The following is an 18,351-nucleotide window of genomic DNA, read 5'->3' as shown; positions in this document are numbered from 1 at the left end:
CCCGGGCGTGTCGTGCGCATAAGTAAAGTGGCCACGTGGGTCCACCCAACATGAGTCAAACGGGTCCTGCCGACAGTGGGCCCGGACTACACAGCGGTGCAGCCGCGAGCAACACGAGGTGAGCTATTCGTCGTCGTCCTCATCGAGCGCATCGGCAACGGCGTTACGCTGCTGGACTTTCGCTAGGGCCTGCTGGGCTTCTTCGGCAGTTTCATAGGGACCGATCAGAGAGTTCCAGCCGGACTGTGGGCCCTTCTCTACCGTGTGGGTTTCGACGTTGTACCAATATTCCGCCATGACGGCCTCCAGGTTTTGTGGGTCAAATGTTGCAACTGCTGCCATCATAGAACTTTTCGGCAGGCAAAAACTTATAGGATGGTGGCATGTCTTCAACAGCAACCTCAGCACCCATTGGCAAGTTGGTCCCTGGCACTATCAGTGGGCAGTTAGCCGTCCCCGCCTCCATCCCCCGCCCCGAATACGTGGGCAAGGCCGGTCCGGCACCGTTCAAGGGCTCGGAAGTCAAGGACGCTGAAACGCTGGAAAAGATCCGCATCTCCAGCAAGATTGCCGCTCAGGCCATTGTAGAAGTCGGCAAGCACATTGTTCCCGGCGTAACTACCGATGCGTTGGACCGTGTGGGTCACGAATTTCTCTTGGACCACCAGGCCTACCCGTCCACACTGGGTTACCGCGGATTCCCGAAGTCATTGTGCTCCTCCATCAATGAAGTGATCTGCCACGGCATCCCGGACACCACGGTGGTGGAAGACGGCGACATCATCAACATTGACATCACCGCTTTCAAGAACGGCGTCCACGGTGACACGAACTGGACGTTCACGGTGGGCAATGTTGATGAGGAATCCCGGCTGCTGGTGGAACGCACTCAAGAATCACTTAACCGCGCCATCCGCGCCGTCGCACCAGGCCGTGAAATCAACGTCATTGGCCGCACCATCGCGTCCTACGCCAAGCGCTTTGGGTACGGGGTTGTGCGGGACTTTACCGGACACGGCGTGGGCGAGGCCTTCCACACCGGTCTGATTATTCCGCATTATGACGCGGCTCCGGCCTACAACACTGTGCTCGAAGAGGGAATGGTGTTTACTATCGAACCCATGCTCACCTTGGGAACCATCGACTGGGACATGTGGGCGGATGACTGGACTGTGGTCACGCGTGACCGTAAGCGTACCGCCCAGTTTGAACACACCATGGTTGTTACGCCCACGGGTGCAGAAGTTCTGACACTGCCGTAGCATTACCCGGTCACCATCTCTGCGCCAGCCGTGGCACTTGTACGCTAAAAATCAACTATCTTTGGAGCCTGCATGACTAAGAAGCACTCTTCCCGCACCACCGTCATTGGCATTGACATTGGCGGCACCGGCATCAAGGGCGGCATTGTCGACCTCGATACAGGTGAGGTTGTAGGTGACCGCTTCCGGATCCCGACCCCCAACCCGTCCACCCCGCAGGCGGTGGCCAAGGTAGTCAAGGAGATTGTTGATGAGCTCTCCGGACGCAAACACGCTCCCAGCAAGGACGCCCCGGTAGGCATCACGTTCCCGGCCATCGTTTCGCACGGAATCTCCCGTTCAGCAGCAAATGTGGACAAGTCCTGGATCGATGCCAATGTGGATGATATCTTCACCAAAGAATTGGGACGCGACGTCCAAGTCATGAACGACGCCGACGCTGCAGGCTTGGCTGAAGCCCGCTACGGCGCTGGCAAGGGCATCAAGGGCACCGTTCTGGTCATCACATTGGGCACCGGTATCGGTTCCGCGTTCATTTACAACGGCAAGCTCATCCCGAACGTGGAACTGGGCCATCTGGAGCTTGACGGCTTCGACGCCGAAACGAAGGCTTCGGCCAGCGCCCGTGAGCGTGACGACATCAGCTGGGACGAGTACGCCGTTCGTCTACAGCGCTACTTCTCCCATGTGGAGTTCTTGTTCTCCCCGGAACTGTTCATCATTGGTGGCGGCATCTCCAAGCGCAGCGAAGACTACTTGCCGCAGCTGGATCTGCGTACCAAGATCATCCCGGCCGAGCTGGCCAATAACGCCGGCATTGTGGGCGGCGCCTTGCAAGCCGCCGTGCACTTCAAACTGACGAAGTAGCCTCAGCACTGGCGAAGTAGCCTCGACTGGGTAGCTAGCGGCTCTGCAGCAGCTCCAAAACTATGGGTGTGTGCCCAATCTTCACGATTGGGCACACACCCATAGTTATTACGAAAAGACTATTAGCGCTATTGCTCGGTCGCGGCCGACTTCTCGGAAAGTTGCTGTTCTTCGCTGCGTAAGCTGGCAATGGACGCTTCAAAGTCTTCGAGTGATTCAAAGGCTTGATAAACACTGGCAAAGCGCAGATAGGCCACCAGATCCAGCCGGCGCAAGGGCGCCAGGATGGCCAAGCCGACGTCATTAGCGTCAATCTCAGCCGCACCGCTGGCACGGATTGACTCTTCCACTTCTTGAGCCAATTTGGCGAGGTCATCGTCGGTGACAGGCCGCCCCTGGCAGGCCTTGCGCACGCCACTGATGACCTTACTGCGGCTGAAGGGCTCTGCCACGCCGGAGCGTTTGCTCACGGAAAGACTGGCAGTTTCCATGGTGCTGAACCGCCGTCCGCACTCCGTGCATTGCCGCCGACGCCGAATGGAGGAGCCATCGTCGGACAGCCTGGAATCTACCACTCGGGAATCGGCATTACGGCAAAATGGACAATACATGCAACCCCCTTCAGGTCAGGATCATCTTCAGTCTAGTTTCTCGTCCGAACGAATTACAATCGTGTGATTACCACGGCGACAACCCCGCTGTCTAGAGCAATTCCCTAGGGAAAGCGAATGGCTACCGCGTCGCCGTGAGCCGGCAGACCCTCAGCCTGTGACAGCGTGATGACGTGAGTGGCAACTTCGGCCAGGGCATCCTTGTTGTAGTTGATGAGCTGCACGGCCCGTAGGAACGTGGTCACGTTCAACCCCGAGGAGAACGCTGCCGTGCCGCTGGTGGGCAACACGTGATTAGAGCCAGCGCAGTAGTCACCCAAACTCACAGGGCTGTAATCGCCCACGAAGATGGCCCCGGCATTGGTGATCTGCGCCGCCACCTCCGAGGCGTTCTCGGTGACAACTTCCAGGTGTTCGGCCGCGTAAGCGTTGCAGACCGCCACACCCTGAGCTAGACCATCCACGAGCACGATGCCCGACTGCACCCCGGCCAGTGCCGTTTCCACTCGCTCGCGGTGGGTTGTGCGGGCCACCTGATCCACCAATTCACGTTCGACGGCGTCCGCCAGCTCGGGCGATGTGGTCACCAATACCGAGGCGGCGTTGGGATCATGTTCGGCTTGGCTGATGAGGTCAGCGGCAACAAAAACAGGGTTGGCGGTGTGATCTGCCAAGACAGCAATTTCCGTGGCTCCGGCCTCAGAGTCGATGCCAACAACACCCTTGACCAGACGCTTAGCCGTAGCGACGAAGATGTTGCCGGGACCCGTGACAACATCAACTGGCTCGATGGCTTCTCCCCCGCCGTCAGCTGAACTGCCAGCTGCTACACCGTAGGCGAAGGCAGCAATGGCCTGGGCGCCACCCATGGCGTAGACCTCACCAATGCCCAGCAGTGCGGCGGCCGCCAAGATGGTTTTGTCCGGCAGGCCACCATTGTTCTGCTGCGGAGGCGAGGCCAGGGCAACAGAGGGAACACCTGCGGCAAGTGCAGGAACCGTATTCATGATGACTGAGGATGCGAGAGGGGCCAGGCCACCGGGCACATACATGCCCACACGTGTGACCGGCAGCCAGTGCTGGGAAACAACGGCGCCGTCGGCAATGGGGTAGTCAACGTTTGCGGGCTTCTGGGCCTGTGCGAAAATCTTGGCCCGAGCGATGGATTCTTCCAAAGCAGCACGCACAGCGGGATCCAAGTCGGCCAGCGCCTGCGTAAGGGCCGCGGTGGGGACTCGGGGATGTTCCTGACTCACGCCGTCGAACTTCAGAGCAAGATTGGCCAGGGCCGCATGGCCGTCACGACGAACATCGGCAATGATGGCCTTCACGGCGTCCTCGGCCGTGGTCACAGCGGACGCGGCGGTTCGAGGAACGGTGTTTTTCAGCTCGGCAAGACTCAAGGTTCGCCCGCGCAAATCGATGCGGCGCAGGGTCACGGAAGTTTCGCTGGGGGTGGAGGTTGTGGACGCTGAAGTTTCAAGATTGCTCACAACAATGAAGTTTACCCGTTGGTTAGCCGGTGGGTACGCCGTAACTACCGGGCTTCCACCTGCTGGACACCAACCGCAACGACGCTGGGCTGTTGGAGGTCAGGCGCATGGCCGGTGGATCCGTCGAGGGGGCGGGCAAAATAATAGCCGATGAAGTGGACCACAAACAGCACAGCAGCACTAGCCAAGGGCCACAACAAAAGCATCGACGGTGAACGGAGCGAGAAAATCATACTGGGGCTGGGCAGATTCTCAGGCACCGTTTGGAAGAGGTCCCCGGCGAAAACTCCGATCCGCCACGCAAGCACGGATCCGGCGAGCCCGCCGACGAGCAGAGCCAGCATTGGCGTTGCCGAAGCCCAGACACGCCGATTCTTGCCGCCCTGACGCAGTAGCAGCAACGCTGACAACACCCCGGCCACCAGCATGAGCGCCGCCAATGTGGCGTCCCGCGGGAACCAAGTGGCAAAGTCCGTGCCTTCTCCGTAGATGGCGCCACCGGGCGCCAGCACAAACCAGGCCGCACCCATTATGGCGCCCAGTGAAAGCGTCACCGCCAGCCACTTCCGCCAGATGACGGCTGTAGCGTTAGCCGCGACCGCTTCGGTCCCATTCTTGGTGCTAAGCGCTGCGCCTGTATCTGTGCTGCTTGTCTTGACTGCCTGGCGACGTCGATCGGCTCGCCGCCCCGAGGGAGCTGTGGTCGAGGGGCCAGCGCCCTCGGGGTCGGCGGCGGAAGACCCCGGGTAGCTGGGTAAGGTGGTGGCAGCGGGAACCGGAGGCGCCAGAGTCTTTGGCGCTGGCACGGGCACGGCCTCGGTGTTCGTGGGAGCTGTTGCAGCTTCGGCGTGGTCAGTCATTCTCAGCCTTCCAAGCAGTTGGGGCCTAGCAGCACCTTGAGATCACCGAAGAGCGATGGTGTGGGATTGACCCGGTGATGCAGTGGCAACTTCATAACCTTCATGGAACGGGTGCCGGCTAGGTGCATCTTCACTTCGGTGTTGCCCCGGTGATCGTTGAGAACTGATTTCAGCGCCTCGAGGACCTGTTCGTTGGCCTTATGCTCCGGCATGGAAATGACCAGCGGACCGGACATGCCTTCGGTGAGATCCGGGACAGTCATTTCCATGGCGTTCAAGGTGATGGCGCCGTCGTCGCGCTTTTGTAGACGTCCCTTCACCACCACAATCAAATCCTCCGCCAACACATTGGCGATGGGGCCGTAGGTCTGGCCGAAGAACATGACTTCCACCGAGCCACCCAGATCCTCGATCTCGCAGCGGGCGTAGGGATTGCCGCTGCTCTTGGCGATGCGGCGCTGGAGGTTGGTGATCATGCCGGAAATGGTCATGATGTGCCCGTCCTGGGGACCGTCGTCGCCCAAGAGCTGGGTGATGGACATGTCCGCGTTCTGGCTCAGAATCCCTTCCAACCCGCGCAGCGGGTGGTCAGAGACGTAGAGCCCCAGCATGTCGCGTTCAAACGCCAGCTTGTCCTTCTTTTCCCACTCGGGCAGATCCGGGATCTCTGTAATGAGAGCAGATTCGGGCTCTTCTTCCCCACCCAGGCCGGCAAAGAGGTCAAATTGGCCCACCGCCTCATTGCGTTTAATACCGATGACCGAGTCCACGGCCTCTTCGTGAATCATGGCCAGGGCACGCCGGGCGTGGCCCAGCGTGTCGAAGGCTCCGGCCTTGATGAGCGATTCAATGGTGCGCTTGTTACATACCACGGCGGGGACCTTCATGAGGAAGTCGGAGAAACTCTCAAAGCTCCCCTTCTCCTTACGGGCCTCTACCAAACCGTTGACCACGTTGGCGCCCACGTTGCGGATGGCGCCCATACCGAACCGTATGTCCTTGCCAATAGGGGTGAAGTTCAAGGCGGACTCATTGACGTCCGGGGCCAGAACGGTGATTCCCATACGGCGGCACTCATTGAGATACAGCGCCAGCTTGTCCTTGTCATCACCCACGCTGGTCAGCAGGGCGGCCATGTATTCTGCCGGGTGGTGGGCCTTCAAATAGGCAGTCCAGTAACTGATGACACCATAGGCTGCCGAGTGGGCCTTGTTGAAGGCGTAGTCGGAGAACGGGAGCAGGATGGCCCAGAGTGTTTGGACGGCGGCATCCGAATAGCCGTTGTCCAACATGCCCTGGTGGAAGCCCGCGTACTGCTTATCCAGCTCAGACTTTTTCTTCTTACCCATGGCACGGCGCAAAATATCGGCCCGGCCCAGCGAGTAGCCGGCCAGCTTCTGCGCAATGGACATCACCTGCTCCTGGTACACGATCAACCCGTAGGTACCGCCCAGAATTTCCGAGAGTGGCTCCTCCAACTCAGGGTGAATCGGTGTGATCGGCTGTAGACCGTTCTTACGCAACGCATAGTTCGTATGCGAGTCGGCACCCATGGGGCCGGGCCGGTACAGGGCCAGCACAGCGGAAATATCTTCAAAGTTATCGGGGCGCATGAGCTTGAGCAGACCGCGCATGGGTCCGCCGTCGAGCTGGAAAACGCCCAGCGTGTCGCCGCGCGCCATGAGCTCATAGGAGGGTGCGTCGTCGAGCTCCAGGCGTTCAAGGTCCAGGTCAATGCCCTTGTTGTCCTTGATGTTCTCCAACGCGTCGGTGATGATGGTGAGGTTTCGCAACCCCAAGAAGTCCATCTTGATCAGCCCCAGGCCTTCAGCGGTGGGGTAATCGAACTGGGTGATCACCTGACCGTCTTGGATACGGCGCATGATCGGGATGACATCGATGATGGGATCCGAGCTCATGATCACACCGGCGGCGTGGACACCCCACTGGCGCTTGAGCCCTTCCAAGCCCTTGGAGAGTTCGAAGACTTTGGCGGCTTCGGGATCGGTGTTGATCAGGTTACGGAAGTCTTGGGCCTCGCCGTAGCGCTTCGCTTCCGGGTTTTCGATGTCATTGAGGAGGATGTCCTTGGCCATGACGGCCGGTGGCAGCGCCTTGGTCAGCATTTCACCCATGCTGAAGGGGTGCCCCAGCACGCGTGAGGAGTCCTTCAGCGCCTGCTTGGTCTTGATCGAGCCGTAAGTGACGATCATGGCAACACGTTCGTCACCGTACTTTTCGGTCACATATTTGATGACCTCATGGCGGCGACGATCATCGAAGTCCACGTCAAAGTCAGGCATGGAGACACGTTCAGGGTTGAGGAATCGCTCAAAGATCAGGCCATGGCGCAGCGGGTCAAGGTCGGTGATGCGCATGGCGTATGCCACCATGGAACCGGCACCAGAACCACGGCCGGGGCCTACACGGATGCCCTGGCTCTTGGACCAGTTGATGAAGTCGGCCACCACGAGGAAGTAGCCGGGGAAGCCCATGCGAATGATGACGTCCAGCTCGTAGTCCGCCTGCTTGCGGACGTCATCGGGGATCCCGTTCGGGTAGCGGTAGCGCAGACCCTCATCCACTTCCTTGACCAGCCAGGAGGTCTCGTCCTCGCCTGGCGGGCAGGGGAACTTAGGCATGTAGTTGGCATCGGTGTTGAAGGACACCTCGCAACGTTCGGCAATCAGCAGCGTGTTATCGCACGCGTCCGGCAATTCGGAGAACAGCGAACGCATCTCTGCCGGCGATTTCAGGTAGTAGCCGCTACCGCTGAAGGCGAAGCGCTTGCCGCCCTGATCGTACGTGGGCTCGGTCAAGGTCGACGCCGATTGCAGGGCCAGCAGTGCCTCGTGGGCCTTGGCGTCATGTTCGTGTGTGTAGTGCAAATCGTTCGTGGCAACGAGGGGAATATCCAGTTCCTTCGCCAGCCGCAGCAGATCCTTGGTGACCCGGCGTTCAATATCGAGCCCATGATCCATGAGCTCGCAGAAGTAGTTTTCCTTGCCGAAGATGTCCTGGAATTCAGCGGCGGCAGCCTTAGCCTCGTTGTACTGGCCCAAGCGCAAGCGTGTTTGTACCTCACCGGAGGGGCAGCCCGTGGTCGCAATGAGGCCGGGGTGGTACTGGTTGAGCAGTTCCCGGTCCAGGCGCGGGTACTTGCCCATGGGCGAATCCAGTGAACCAATCGAGGAGGCCCGGAACAAGTTCCGCATGCCCTCATTGTTGTAGCTGAGCAGCGTCATGTGCGTGTAGAAACCACCGCCGGAGACGTCGTCCTTCCTTTGCGACTCCTCGGTACGCCACTTAACCCTGGACTTATCCGTGCGGGCCGTTCCCGGGGTGACGTAAGCTTCCACACCAATAATGGGCTTGATGCCGGCGTCGGTGGCCTTTTTCCAAAAGTCGAAAGCGCCAAACAAGTAACCGTGGTCCGTGGTGGCAAGAGCAGGCATTTGCAGCCGCTTGGCCTCGTCAAAGAGTTCGGTCAGGCGCGCTGCACCGTCCAGCATGGAGTATTCGGTATGCGTATGAAGATGAACAAAACTGTCAGTCGATGAGCTAGCCACCCATCTATTCTACGGTGCTTAAAGCTCGACGGCGGGAGGTCGACTCTCAGAGTCAGCCTCCCGCCGTCGAGCATGCTACAGCCGCTAGTGCTCGCCGCGGAGATGATCCAGCGCGTAGCTCAGATCCTGCGGATACGGGCTGGTGACACTGACCCACTCCCCCGTGGCGGGGTGCGTGAAGCCGAGCTTGTGGGCGTGCAGCCACTGGCGTGTCAGGCCCAATTCGGCCGCCAAGCTTGGATCGGCGCCGTACGTGAGGTCGCCGGCACAGGGGTGGCGAAGAGCGGAGAAGTGCACACGAATCTGGTGGGTGCGCCCCGTTTCCAGGTGCACCTCCACCAGCGAGGCCTTGCCAAACGCCTCCAACACCTCGTAGTGGGTGACGGAAGGGCGCCCGTCTTCGATCACGGCGAAGCGCCAATCGTGGCCAGGATGGCGACCAATGGGTGCGTCGATGGTGCCTTGCAAAGGATCGGGCAAACCCTGAACTACAGCGTGGTAAACCTTCTCCACGGTCCGCTCACGGAAGGCCTGCTTGAGCACGGTGTAGGCGTGCTCGGTTTTGGCCACCACCATGGCGCCGGAGGTGCCCACGTCCAGACGGTGCACAATACCCACGCGCTCCTGCGCTCCGGAGGTGGAGATACGGAAGCCGGCCGCTGCCAGCCCGCCCACAACAGTGGGACCAACCCAGCCAGGAGACGGGTGCGCGGCAACGCCTACCGGCTTGTCGACCACAACAAAGTGCTCGTCGTCCAACAGAATATTCAAACCGTCCACAGGCTCCACAATGACTTCCAACGGGTCACGCCGTTCCGGAATGGTGACCTGTACGCTGGCGCCGGCAAGGAATTTATCGCTTTTGCCCATGGCCGCACCATTTTGTAGCACGTTGCCCTCGGTGCACAGCAGGGCCGCAGCTGAACGGGAGATTCCCAACAAGGCGGCCAGTGCGGCGTCGGCCCGGTTGCCAGCAACGTGCTCGGGAACAAGGAAAGTCTCAGTCATTGCTATGCCTATCGTCGCTGTTCCCATGCTCGTTACTCTTCTCCACTGGTGCCTGCTCGGCTGAGGCCTTGCCCGATTCCGTCTTAGTACCGTCCATACCGATCCCCAATAGTGTCAGCAGACAAATCACGATCACGCCACCCACCACCGCCATGTCTGCCATGTTGAAGATGGCGAAGTTGGGGAAGGAGATGAAGTCCACCACGTGTCCCATGCCGAACGACGGCGGACGGAACAGCCGGTCTGTCAGGTTACCCAGGGCGCCGCCGAGAACCAAGCCCAGGCCGATCGACCACCAGACGGAGCCGATCTTGCGCGAGAAGACAATGATCGCGATGGATACGGCAGCCATGATGATGGTGAACACCCAAGTGAAGTTCTCACCGATGGAGAATGCCGCACCGGAATTGAGGATGTGGTACCACTGCAGGAGCCCATCGATGACGGGGGTCTTCTCACCAATTTCCATGGTGGAGCTCACCCACCATTTGGTCAGTTGATCGCAAAGGTAGGCAAAGGCTGCAACGCCGAGCCAGATCCACCAGAAGTGGCGGCGGCGGGGCTTGGCAGCGGTTGCCGGAGCCGGCAAAGAGTTCTCGCTCATGACGCTTTCAGTTGTTTGGGTGTTAAAGCACAAGGATAGTTTCAATCATAGGCGGCTATATCCGCTCTCCCGGACCCACTGTATTTCGGGGCGGAGGAACAAAGTTCAAAGGCCGGTTTAACGAACTAAAGCCGGTGGAACAAGTTTCCTTGCTCCACCGGCTTGTAGTTTTTTCACTTAGGACTCTAGAGCGCCTTCGGCGAAGTCCGGGGCTGCCACTGAGCCACGGGCATCCAAGTCACGCAGCTGGCCTTCGATGTAGCTCTTCAAGCGTGAACGGTAGTCGCGCTCGAAGCCGCGCAGCTGCTCGACCTTGCGCTCGAGTACTGAACGCTGCTGTTCCAGGGCACCAAGCGTCTTACGGCTCTTCTCCTGGGCATCGTTGACGAGCGTGCTGGCTTCGATCTGTGCCTCGGCAATGATCTTGTCGCGCTGCTCAACACCGGCGTTGACGTATTCGTCGTGCAGGCGCTCGGCCATGGCAAGAACGCCACTGGCTGATTGTGCGGAGGAGCTCGGCGCTGCCGGAGCAGGCGCTGCCTCTACCTTTTCTTCAACAACGGGTTCCGGAGCCTTGACGGGCTCCACAACCTCAGGCTCAACGACAACGGGCTCGGCCTTGGCCGGCTCGGGTTCCTTGGCGAGCACCGGGGCTGCGGGAGCCGCGGCTACTGCAGCGTCGGAGCCACCGTCTGCGAGCTGCTTGCGCAGCTCGTCGTTTTCCTGGTGGAGTCGGCGAAGCTCAACGACGATCTCGTCAAGAAAATCGTCGACTTCGTCCTGGTCATAGCCTTCACGAAACTTTGTCGGCTGGAACCGCTTGTTGACAACGTCTTCTGGCGTTAGCGCCATTTAGTCACCTCATTGGTCTTATGTGAGTCAGAAACCGGCCGAAACCTGCCCGGACTGCGGTACCGAATACAAATCTGGAGATCTGAACTGGGGTCTTTCGCTTTTACAATATAACTTTTCCTCGGTGAAAACTAACGACGCGACCCTAACCGACAAAACTTCTTGTGATACTCATCCCAATGCCGACGGAAACCAGCAACAAAAGGAAGCCGATATCGAGGGCTACGGCACCAATTCTCAGCGGCGGAATCATGGCTCGGAGCTTGCGCAGCGGCGGGTCCGTGAGTCGGTACACCAGCGAGGCACCCACCAGGGCCGCACCCTTAGGCCGCCAATCACGGGCAAAGACCTGAATCCAGTCAAAGACCATGCGTAACAGTAACGTCAGGAAGTACAGCAGCAGGAGCAGGTACAGGAGAGCAAAGACAATTGTCACGCGTGTGCACACAATCACTAGGTGGCGGAAAAGAACCGGCAGGAAAAGACGAGCCTTAAAACCAGAGTAAAGCAATCAGCTGGGGATTGACCCGACCCCACCGCTTCTTGCGGTCATCAGCTTAACGAACTGCCCGGACACTTTGTGCCCGGGCAGTTCGTTGAAAAACTTTTTATGTCGTTGTGCTACTAGCTCTGGTTGAAGAAGCTCGCCTGCGTGTCGGAGATCTTCTTGTCGTCGCCGAGCACCTCGATGTAGGACGGCGAGAGCAAGAACACCTTGTTGGTGACCCGCTCAATGGAGCCGCGCAGACCGAAGACCAGTCCGGCAGAGAAGTCCACCAGACGCTTGGCGTCGGCTTCACCCATGTCGGTGACGTTCATGATGACCGGAATACCATCCCGGAAGCTCTCCCCAATGATCTTTGCGTCATTGTAGGAACGAGGATGGACTGTGGTGATCTGGCGCAAACTTTCAGCCTCTTCCCGGGTAGATGCAGCACGCTTGATGGGGGTTACCGGAGCACGGTATTCGTCATCGCCGGCCTTGGGCGCCGAGGGTTCAGCTGCTGCGGCAGGAGCCGGGGCAGCGTCGCGCTCAAACACGTCTTCGTGGATGTCTTCTTTAGGCAACGGCGGAGCATGCTCCGCGTCATAGTGCTCGTCACCGTCGGCGAGCCCAAGAAAGATCATTGTCTTGCGCATAGCGCCAGCCATGGTTGCTCCTCATTAGTGTGCAAAGCTAGAAAACTCTGTATTCAGCGGGCGAACGGTATGCCTGCTGTTCTCAAAACGCTACAGCACCACCGGGCGGGGGCCGAGGATATCGGAACCGACACGCAGGTGTGTCGCCCCTGCTGCCATGGCCGCCTCCAAATCGTGGCTCATGCCCGCTGAAATAGCGGTGGCGTTTGGATGTGCAGCCACCAGCCGTGCCGATGCTGTTGCCAATAATTCAAACGCTGCCTCCGGCTCAAACCCCAGAGGCGCCACTGCCATGAGCCCGGCGAGACTGAGTCCCGGTGCACTAGCAATCTGATCGGCCAGCTCCATGATGGACGACGGCGCCGCCCCTCCCCTGCTGCTTGGCCCGCTGGCCGCCTGAGCGGCCGCGTCAGCGAGGCCTGCAGTCTCAGCGAGATCCGCGTAGGCACCGGAGAGATCTACTTGAATGAAACACTCCAACGGTGCCCGTCCGGTGGTGCCCAATTCCCTGGCCATGGCATTACCCAACGCCGTCACCAGAGAAGCTCTGTCAATGGATTGCACCGAATGTGCGTAGGCCGCCACGGACTTGGCTTTGTTCTTTTGCAACTGGCCAATGAAATGCCAGCGCAGTGGCGCAGCGCCTGCAGCGGCTACCTCCAACGCCTTGGACGCTGCCTCCTGGTCCCGGTTTTCGCCAACGTCAGCCACACCGAGGCTTTGAAGACGCAAGACATCTGCTGCTGGATGGAACTTGGTCACCACGATGAGCGTGGGTGTGCCCGAATCCGGCTGGCCTGTCCTCGACCGTGTCGAAGTGGACTGGGCAGCCGCAATTCGGGCCTTGACCGCGTCTAGACGTTCGGCGAGTTGAAGTGTACGGGGGTCCTGCGAATTCATGGGATCGGCGGCTTTCACTGCGCAATGGCTGCTGTTGGGGTTGATCTAAACGAAACGAACGCTGGCCTCAGGCTAAGGGGCCGAGACGACAAAGCCTATGAAGCGGCCCTCTGCCGAGCTGTCCCGAACGGCGCGGCGGTGAGAATGAAAGGCCGGGTTCTCAAGTGTGCACTCACCGCTGGGATGAGCTAGGACCTCAAGAGCGCGCAACTGCGCCACAACGGCGGCGGGCAGGTCCAGAGCCGGCGTTCCCCACGATGTGGTGGCGAACGATTCGGGCACCTGCGCAGCTACGGCGGCTCGCATGGACTCGGGAACTTCGTAGCAGCGACCGCAAATACTCGGTCCCAGCCACGCCTCGATCCGCTGCGCCCCTTCGGCCCGCATGCGCGCCACCACGGCTCCGATGACACCTGTCTCCACCCCGGGCCTGCCAGCATGAGCCACGGCCAGCGTCAGCCCGCCGTCGGCGTCTTCGGCTACTAAAACAACGGGAACACAATCGGCGACCATGACCGCCAGACCGGCACCCTTAGAGACCAAGGCATCGGCGGTTGGTGCCGGACCCGCAACCGCAACTGTCCCAGATTCCGAGCGCTCGGGAATTAGGGCTACCTCGTTTCCGTGAACTTGGCTCATATAGGCCAAGGACACCACAGCTCCGCTCAGCTCTGATAACTGAAGATTCAGCGCATCCCGGCGCAGGCTCACGTTGCCAGGATCATCCCCAACATGAAAGGCCAGGTTGCCTGTCTCCGTGCCGGTGAAACCGACCCATACTCCGGGGCGCACCTGCTGGACGGAAAACATCTATGCAACCTGACCATTCATCGTTGTTCTTCAAGGCTGGCAGCGATGGCTGCCGGCACTCAACCGCTTACTTGAGGAAGTCGGGGACATCCAGGTCATCGGAACGGTGGCCGGTGAGATCTGGTTCCACAATGGCTGGCAGTTCCACATCAAAACCGCCGTCGGCAGGAACGTGCGATGCCGACTGCTGGCCCCACTGGTTCAAATTGGTGACAGATGCGCTGCTGGGCACGGCCGCCGGAGCTGGCGGAACAGCAGCGGCAACAGGCTCGGCAACTTCCGGGGCAGAGTCAGGTGCGTCAAAACCGGCAGCAATGACAGTCACGCGAACTTCGTCACCTAGCGCATCGTCGATGACAGCACCGAAGATGATGTTGGCTTCGGGGTGGGCCACTTCCTGAACGAGACGTGCGGCCTCGTTGATCTCGAAGAGTCCCAGATCTGAACCACCCTGGACGGACAGCAGGACGCCGTGGGCGCCGTCGATCGAGGCTTCCAGCAGCGGGGACGCAATAGCGAGCTCGGCAGCCTTGACGGCACGGTCTTCACCGCGGGCCGAACCAATACCCATGAGTGCCGAACCGGCACCCTGCATGACTGACTTGACGTCAGCAAAGTCAAGGTTGATCAAGCCGGGAGTTGTGATGAGATCGGTAATGCCCTGGACGCCGGACAGCAGCACCTGATCGGCAGAACGGAAAGCGTCCATGACAGAGACGTTGCGGTCGCTGATGGAGAGCAAGCGATCGTTCGGGATGACGATGAGCGTGTCAACCTCGTCGCGCAGAGCCTCGATGCCGTTGTCGGCACTCGTGGCGCGGCGGCGGCCTTCGAAGGTGAAGGGACGGGTGACCACACCGATGGTCAAGGCGCCGAGCGAGCGAGCGATGCGAGCCACCACGGGAGCGCCACCGGTTCCGGTGCCGCCACCTTCGCCAGCGGTCACGAACACCATGTCGGCGCCGCGCAGGACTTCTTCGATCTCTTCCTGATGGTCCTCTGCTGCCTGACGGCCGACATCAGGGTTGGCGCCTGCGCCGAGACCGCGGGTTAGTTCGCGTCCCACATCAAGCTTGACGTCGGCGTCACTCATCAACAGCGCCTGGGCGTCAGTGTTGATGGCGATGAATTCGACGCCACGCAGACCCACGTCAATCATGCGGTTCACTGCATTTACGCCGCCGCCGCCGATGCCGACGACTTTGATGACTGCCAAGTAATTCTGGGGTGCTGCCACGTTACGTGTCCCTTGTTCGTATGTTGCTGAAAGATCAAAAAAGCGTGCCTTTGCTACCTAAAAAATCAATGCGCCTGCAAGCTGCCAGCATCAATCCTGGGAGCAACCTTGAAGCAATGCCTGAAGCTTTGGTAGCTTAACCTTCAACTTGAAGGTTATAGTTATGTCAACTAACTCTTGTCTGTGACGCTATGGTGCATCTGCGCCGCATGCAATTACCGCTGCCGCGTGTCGCCAGAATCCCCCAAAAAAACGTCTCAAACACCTCTATCCGTGTCGTTCCGTGTAGCTTCTGAAGGTTGCACAGCCACTTGGTGACTTGCAAGGCTAGTCACACGGTTACGTACAGCTGCCACCGTGCGATGGCCGCCACGCGCAAAACACCACCGGCACATCACCGCACCATCACCGCGTCACCGGATGGCGCGGGGCACTGACATCGAACACTTGAGCCGGCACGGGAGCTGGCTTGCCCGGCTGCGCCGTGGGCGTCGGAGCATTCAACAGCGATTCTAAAACCGTGGCCTTGAGCTCCATGTCACTGGCATTGCCCCACACCACACTGCGCCCATCAACCAGACGCAGTTCCACGGCGTCCGGGGACTTGGCCGTTGCGTTAGCCAGCTGGGTCAAGATGGATTTGGGCAGTGTCGCCAACACCGAAGTCATGGCCTGGAAGGTGTCCTTGCCGATTGCCGCATTGCCGCCATCAATGAGCGGCAGCGCTGCAGCGGCAGCATCCTTGGTAGTGCCGAGCTCAACACCGTCTTGGTCTACCAATGAATATGTTTCACCGTTCTGCAATAGCGCAACGGGTACCCGTTCCACGACGTGTACCACCAACGTGGACGGCGGCCGAGCTTCGATCCGGGAACTCTTGATCTGCACGACAGGTGCCAAAAGTGCCGAAACATCTTCGGCGGTCACCTGCGGCAGGGGGCGGGAGATGATCGGAGCCAAGGCCAGCCCTAAGGTGTCTTCGCTGACCAGCTTGTTACCCTCAAAGACCACTGTCTTCACCCCCAAAACCGGGGAGTAGAGGGCAACGCCCATGACCAAGGCCAGCACCGCCAAGACGCCGGCTGCCGTGAGCAAGAAGGCGCGTCGGCGGCGCTTGTAGCTCGGCATGGGAAAAGCCAGTACCTGTGCCCCTGTGTTGCCATCAGCTGCGGCATCTTCGGAAGCATCCGCCGCCGGTGCTGACGTGGCTGGTGCAGGCTTGGATGTAACTTTCTTGGTCGCTGCGGACTTCCCTGATCCACGCTTGGCCGAGCCTGCCTCAGCGGATCCTTCAGTGGCAGAACCAGACTTGGCTGCTTCGGGCGCGCGCGGCTTCACTCGGGCGCGTGGGCGCGGCACCCGGAGAAGATTCTTCGCCGCGTTTGTTACGACAGAGGGGTCTGCGCCTACAGAGGGGTCAGGGACTTCAACGGGCACCGGCAGCTTTGCCACCTTCTCGCTGGTTCCGCGCACCGTCCCAGAAAGCTGTGGGACGCCTGAAACAGCAGCAGCCTTCGCATCAGCACCGCTCGGGGCCGGATCCTTCGCCCCTGTTTTCTTAGGGTCTGATTTCTTCGGGTCAGCAGCCTTCGCAGCGCCGGTAGCTGCTGTGGTCTGCGCAGCGGTGGGGATGCGGGTGCGGATGACTCGAGGCTTACGTGGTTCAGCCATTGCCGCCCTCGCTGCCAGCAGATAGCGCCGCAACCAGAACCGGGCCGAACTCGGTGACATCTCCTGCGCCCACTGTCAAAATGATGTCTCCGGCAACAGCAGCACGGCACAAAGCAGCCACGGCCGCTGCGGGGTCCGGGGCGTACCCGAAGGGTTTGTTCAAGGCGACTGTGATCAGCTCACTGGTGATCCCGGGAACAGGATCTTCGCGGGCGGCATAAATATCAAGCACGGCGACGGTGTCTGCCAGATTCAATGCCTGTGCAAATTCGGTGGCGAATTCTGCGGTCCGGGAAAATAGGTGCGGCTGGAACAGTACGTGCACCTTGTGTGCCCCTGCCACGGTCCGGGCGGCTAGCAACGCGGCCCGGACTTCGGTGGGGTGATGGGCGTAGTCGTCAAAGACGGCCACCCCGCGGGCCTCCCCCTTGGCCTCAAAGCGCCGGGCTGCGCCAGCGAAAGTGCCCAAGGCAGTTAGCGCACTGTTAGCGTCAACGCCCAGTACCAGCGCAACGGCCACAGCGGCAGCTGCATTGCTGAGGTTATGGTCGCCGGGAACCTGTAGCCGTAGTTCCAACTGAGCCGCCCCTGCAGCGTCGGAAGAACCGGCACTGCCCCACTCGGCGCCTTGCAGCTGCACGGTCGCGGTGGTGAACAAGCCGTCGTGGTGTCCGGGAATCAGCCTCACATCAGCGTCTTTAGCAAAGCCGTAGCTGATGGTGCGTGTTCCTGACGCCTTGGCCTGGGCAGCCAAGGCGGCCGATCCGACGTCGTCCGCGCAGGCCACCAAGGTGCCACCGGGCGGGAGCAGTTCTACAAACTGTCCAAAGGCGGCGTAGACATTTTCGGCGGTGCCATAGTGGTCCAGATGGTCGGCTTCAAGGTTGGTGACCACGGCGATGTTCGGCCGGTAGTTGAGGAAGGAAGCATCGGATTCGTCGGCTTCGGCCACGAACACCCCTGCGGTGCCATGGGCCGCGTTGACGCCCAAGCCCTGGACTGTGCTGCCCACAGCGAAGGAGGCGTCCACTCCGGCACCGCGCAACATGACGGTGATCATCGAGGTCGTGGTGGTCTTCCCGTGGGTGCCGGCGACTGCAACCACCACATCTTCAGCCATGGCAGCGGCCAGCGCCTGTGAGCGGTGCAAAATGCGCAGTCCGGCCGCGCGTGCCGCGAGCAGTTCGGGGTTGTCCTCGCGGATGGCGGTGGAGATCACCACGGTGTCCACAGCAGCGATGTGCTCACCAGCCTGGCCCACGTGCACGATGGCGCCTAAGGTGGCCAATGCTCTCAGTCCGGCAGAGTCCTTGGCGTCAGAACCACTGACAGTGAGGCCCTGGCCCAGCATGATCCGGGCGATCGCCGACATTCCGGCCCCGCCCATCCCAATAAAATGGACCCGTCCCAGTTCGGCAAGTGTGGGTGGTGTGTACATCGTTGGGCTACCCTTATCCGTCATTTCCG

General features: G+C 60.2%; 17 protein-coding genes. 2 read left to right on the top strand and 15 right to left on the bottom strand.

All coding sequences use genetic code 11. The annotated features are described in order from the left end of the window. Positions 1–123: 123 nt before the first annotated feature. A complete protein-coding gene (locus AB0O97_RS11285) occupies positions 124–342 on the bottom strand; it encodes an SPOR domain-containing protein (RefSeq protein ID WP_363882551.1) in 219 nt (72 codons plus the stop codon). A gap of 41 nt (positions 343–383) precedes the next feature. Between AB0O97_RS11285 and map the strand changes: the two genes are divergently transcribed. Next, positions 384–1,262 (top strand): type I methionyl aminopeptidase, encoded by an 879-nt coding sequence (map, locus tag AB0O97_RS11280; RefSeq protein WP_363882548.1) that lies wholly within the window; start codon positions 384–386, stop codon positions 1,260–1,262. A 72-nt stretch (positions 1,263–1,334) separates the two neighbouring features. Beyond that, the gene (gene ppgK, locus AB0O97_RS11275) at positions 1,335–2,129 is read left to right on the top strand and encodes a polyphosphate--glucose phosphotransferase (RefSeq protein ID WP_363844496.1); all 795 of its coding nucleotides are present in this window, start codon (positions 1,335–1,337) and stop codon (positions 2,127–2,129) included. Between the two features lie 128 nt (positions 2,130–2,257). On the opposite strand, the gene nrdR is transcribed toward ppgK, so the two are convergent. The 14 genes from nrdR to murC form a co-directional block, all read right to left on the bottom strand. After that, positions 2,258–2,740: a transcriptional regulator NrdR gene (gene nrdR / locus AB0O97_RS11270; RefSeq protein WP_363844493.1), complete on the bottom strand. Its 483-nt coding sequence runs from the start codon at positions 2,738–2,740 to the stop codon at positions 2,258–2,260. A gap of 104 nt (positions 2,741–2,844) precedes the next feature. Further along, positions 2,845–4,233 (bottom strand): histidinol dehydrogenase, encoded by a 1,389-nt coding sequence (gene hisD / locus AB0O97_RS11265; protein WP_363882545.1) that lies wholly within the window; start codon positions 4,231–4,233, stop codon positions 2,845–2,847. 44 nt (positions 4,234–4,277) lie between these two features. Further along, the gene (locus tag AB0O97_RS11260) at positions 4,278–5,093 is read right to left on the bottom strand and encodes a hypothetical protein (RefSeq protein WP_363882543.1); all 816 of its coding nucleotides are present in this window, start codon (positions 5,091–5,093) and stop codon (positions 4,278–4,280) included. Between the two features lie 2 nt (positions 5,094–5,095). Beyond that, positions 5,096–8,662 carry a DNA polymerase III subunit alpha gene (dnaE, locus tag AB0O97_RS11255; RefSeq protein WP_363882540.1) on the bottom strand — a complete coding sequence of 1,189 codons (3,567 nt, stop codon included), beginning with the start codon at positions 8,660–8,662 and terminating at the stop codon, positions 5,096–5,098. 84 nt (positions 8,663–8,746) lie between these two features. Beyond that, positions 8,747–9,670 (bottom strand): RluA family pseudouridine synthase, encoded by a 924-nt coding sequence (locus tag AB0O97_RS11250; protein WP_363882537.1) that lies wholly within the window; start codon positions 9,668–9,670, stop codon positions 8,747–8,749. Beyond that, a complete protein-coding gene (lspA, locus tag AB0O97_RS11245; RefSeq protein ID WP_363882534.1) occupies positions 9,663–10,274 on the bottom strand; it encodes a signal peptidase II in 612 nt (203 codons plus the stop codon). Before lspA ends, AB0O97_RS11250 begins: the two co-directional genes overlap by 8 nt. Before the next feature lie 177 nt (positions 10,275–10,451). Beyond that, positions 10,452–11,126 carry a DivIVA domain-containing protein gene (locus AB0O97_RS11240; RefSeq protein ID WP_363844476.1) on the bottom strand — a complete coding sequence of 225 codons (675 nt, stop codon included), beginning with the start codon at positions 11,124–11,126 and terminating at the stop codon, positions 10,452–10,454. A 145-nt stretch (positions 11,127–11,271) separates the two neighbouring features. Beyond that, positions 11,272–11,562, bottom strand: coding sequence for a YggT family protein (locus AB0O97_RS11235; protein ID WP_363882531.1), 291 nt, complete (start codon positions 11,560–11,562; stop codon positions 11,272–11,274). A 188-nt stretch (positions 11,563–11,750) separates the two neighbouring features. Further along, entirely contained in the window at positions 11,751–12,278 is a 528-nt protein-coding gene (gene sepF, locus AB0O97_RS11230) for a cell division protein SepF (protein ID WP_363844470.1), read from the bottom strand. A gap of 78 nt (positions 12,279–12,356) precedes the next feature. Then, complete coding sequence (locus AB0O97_RS11225; RefSeq protein WP_363882528.1) at positions 12,357–13,166, bottom strand: YggS family pyridoxal phosphate enzyme; 810 nt, start codon at positions 13,164–13,166, stop codon at positions 12,357–12,359. 72 nt (positions 13,167–13,238) lie between these two features. Further along, positions 13,239–13,976: a polyphenol oxidase family protein gene (locus AB0O97_RS11220; protein ID WP_363844465.1), complete on the bottom strand. Its 738-nt coding sequence runs from the start codon at positions 13,974–13,976 to the stop codon at positions 13,239–13,241. 67 nt (positions 13,977–14,043) lie between these two features. After that, on the bottom strand, positions 14,044–15,213 hold the full coding sequence (gene ftsZ, locus AB0O97_RS11215) for a cell division protein FtsZ (RefSeq protein WP_363844462.1): 1,170 nt from the start codon (positions 15,211–15,213) through the stop codon (positions 14,044–14,046). A 405-nt stretch (positions 15,214–15,618) separates the two neighbouring features. After that, positions 15,619–16,884 (bottom strand): cell division protein FtsQ/DivIB, encoded by a 1,266-nt coding sequence (locus AB0O97_RS11210; RefSeq protein WP_363882525.1) that lies wholly within the window; start codon positions 16,882–16,884, stop codon positions 15,619–15,621. Then, the gene (gene murC, locus AB0O97_RS11205) at positions 16,877–18,322 is read right to left on the bottom strand and encodes a UDP-N-acetylmuramate--L-alanine ligase (protein WP_363882522.1); all 1,446 of its coding nucleotides are present in this window, start codon (positions 18,320–18,322) and stop codon (positions 16,877–16,879) included. The genes AB0O97_RS11210 and murC overlap by 8 nt, the downstream gene beginning before the upstream one ends. Positions 18,323–18,351: the final 29 nt, after the last annotated feature.

Source organism: Specibacter sp. NPDC078692, assembly GCF_040686835.1.
In the GTDB taxonomy this organism is placed as follows: domain Bacteria; phylum Actinomycetota; class Actinomycetes; order Actinomycetales; family Micrococcaceae; genus Specibacter.
Note: the sequence above shows the minus strand (reverse complement) of the source record. Positions and strands in the feature narration are given on the sequence as shown.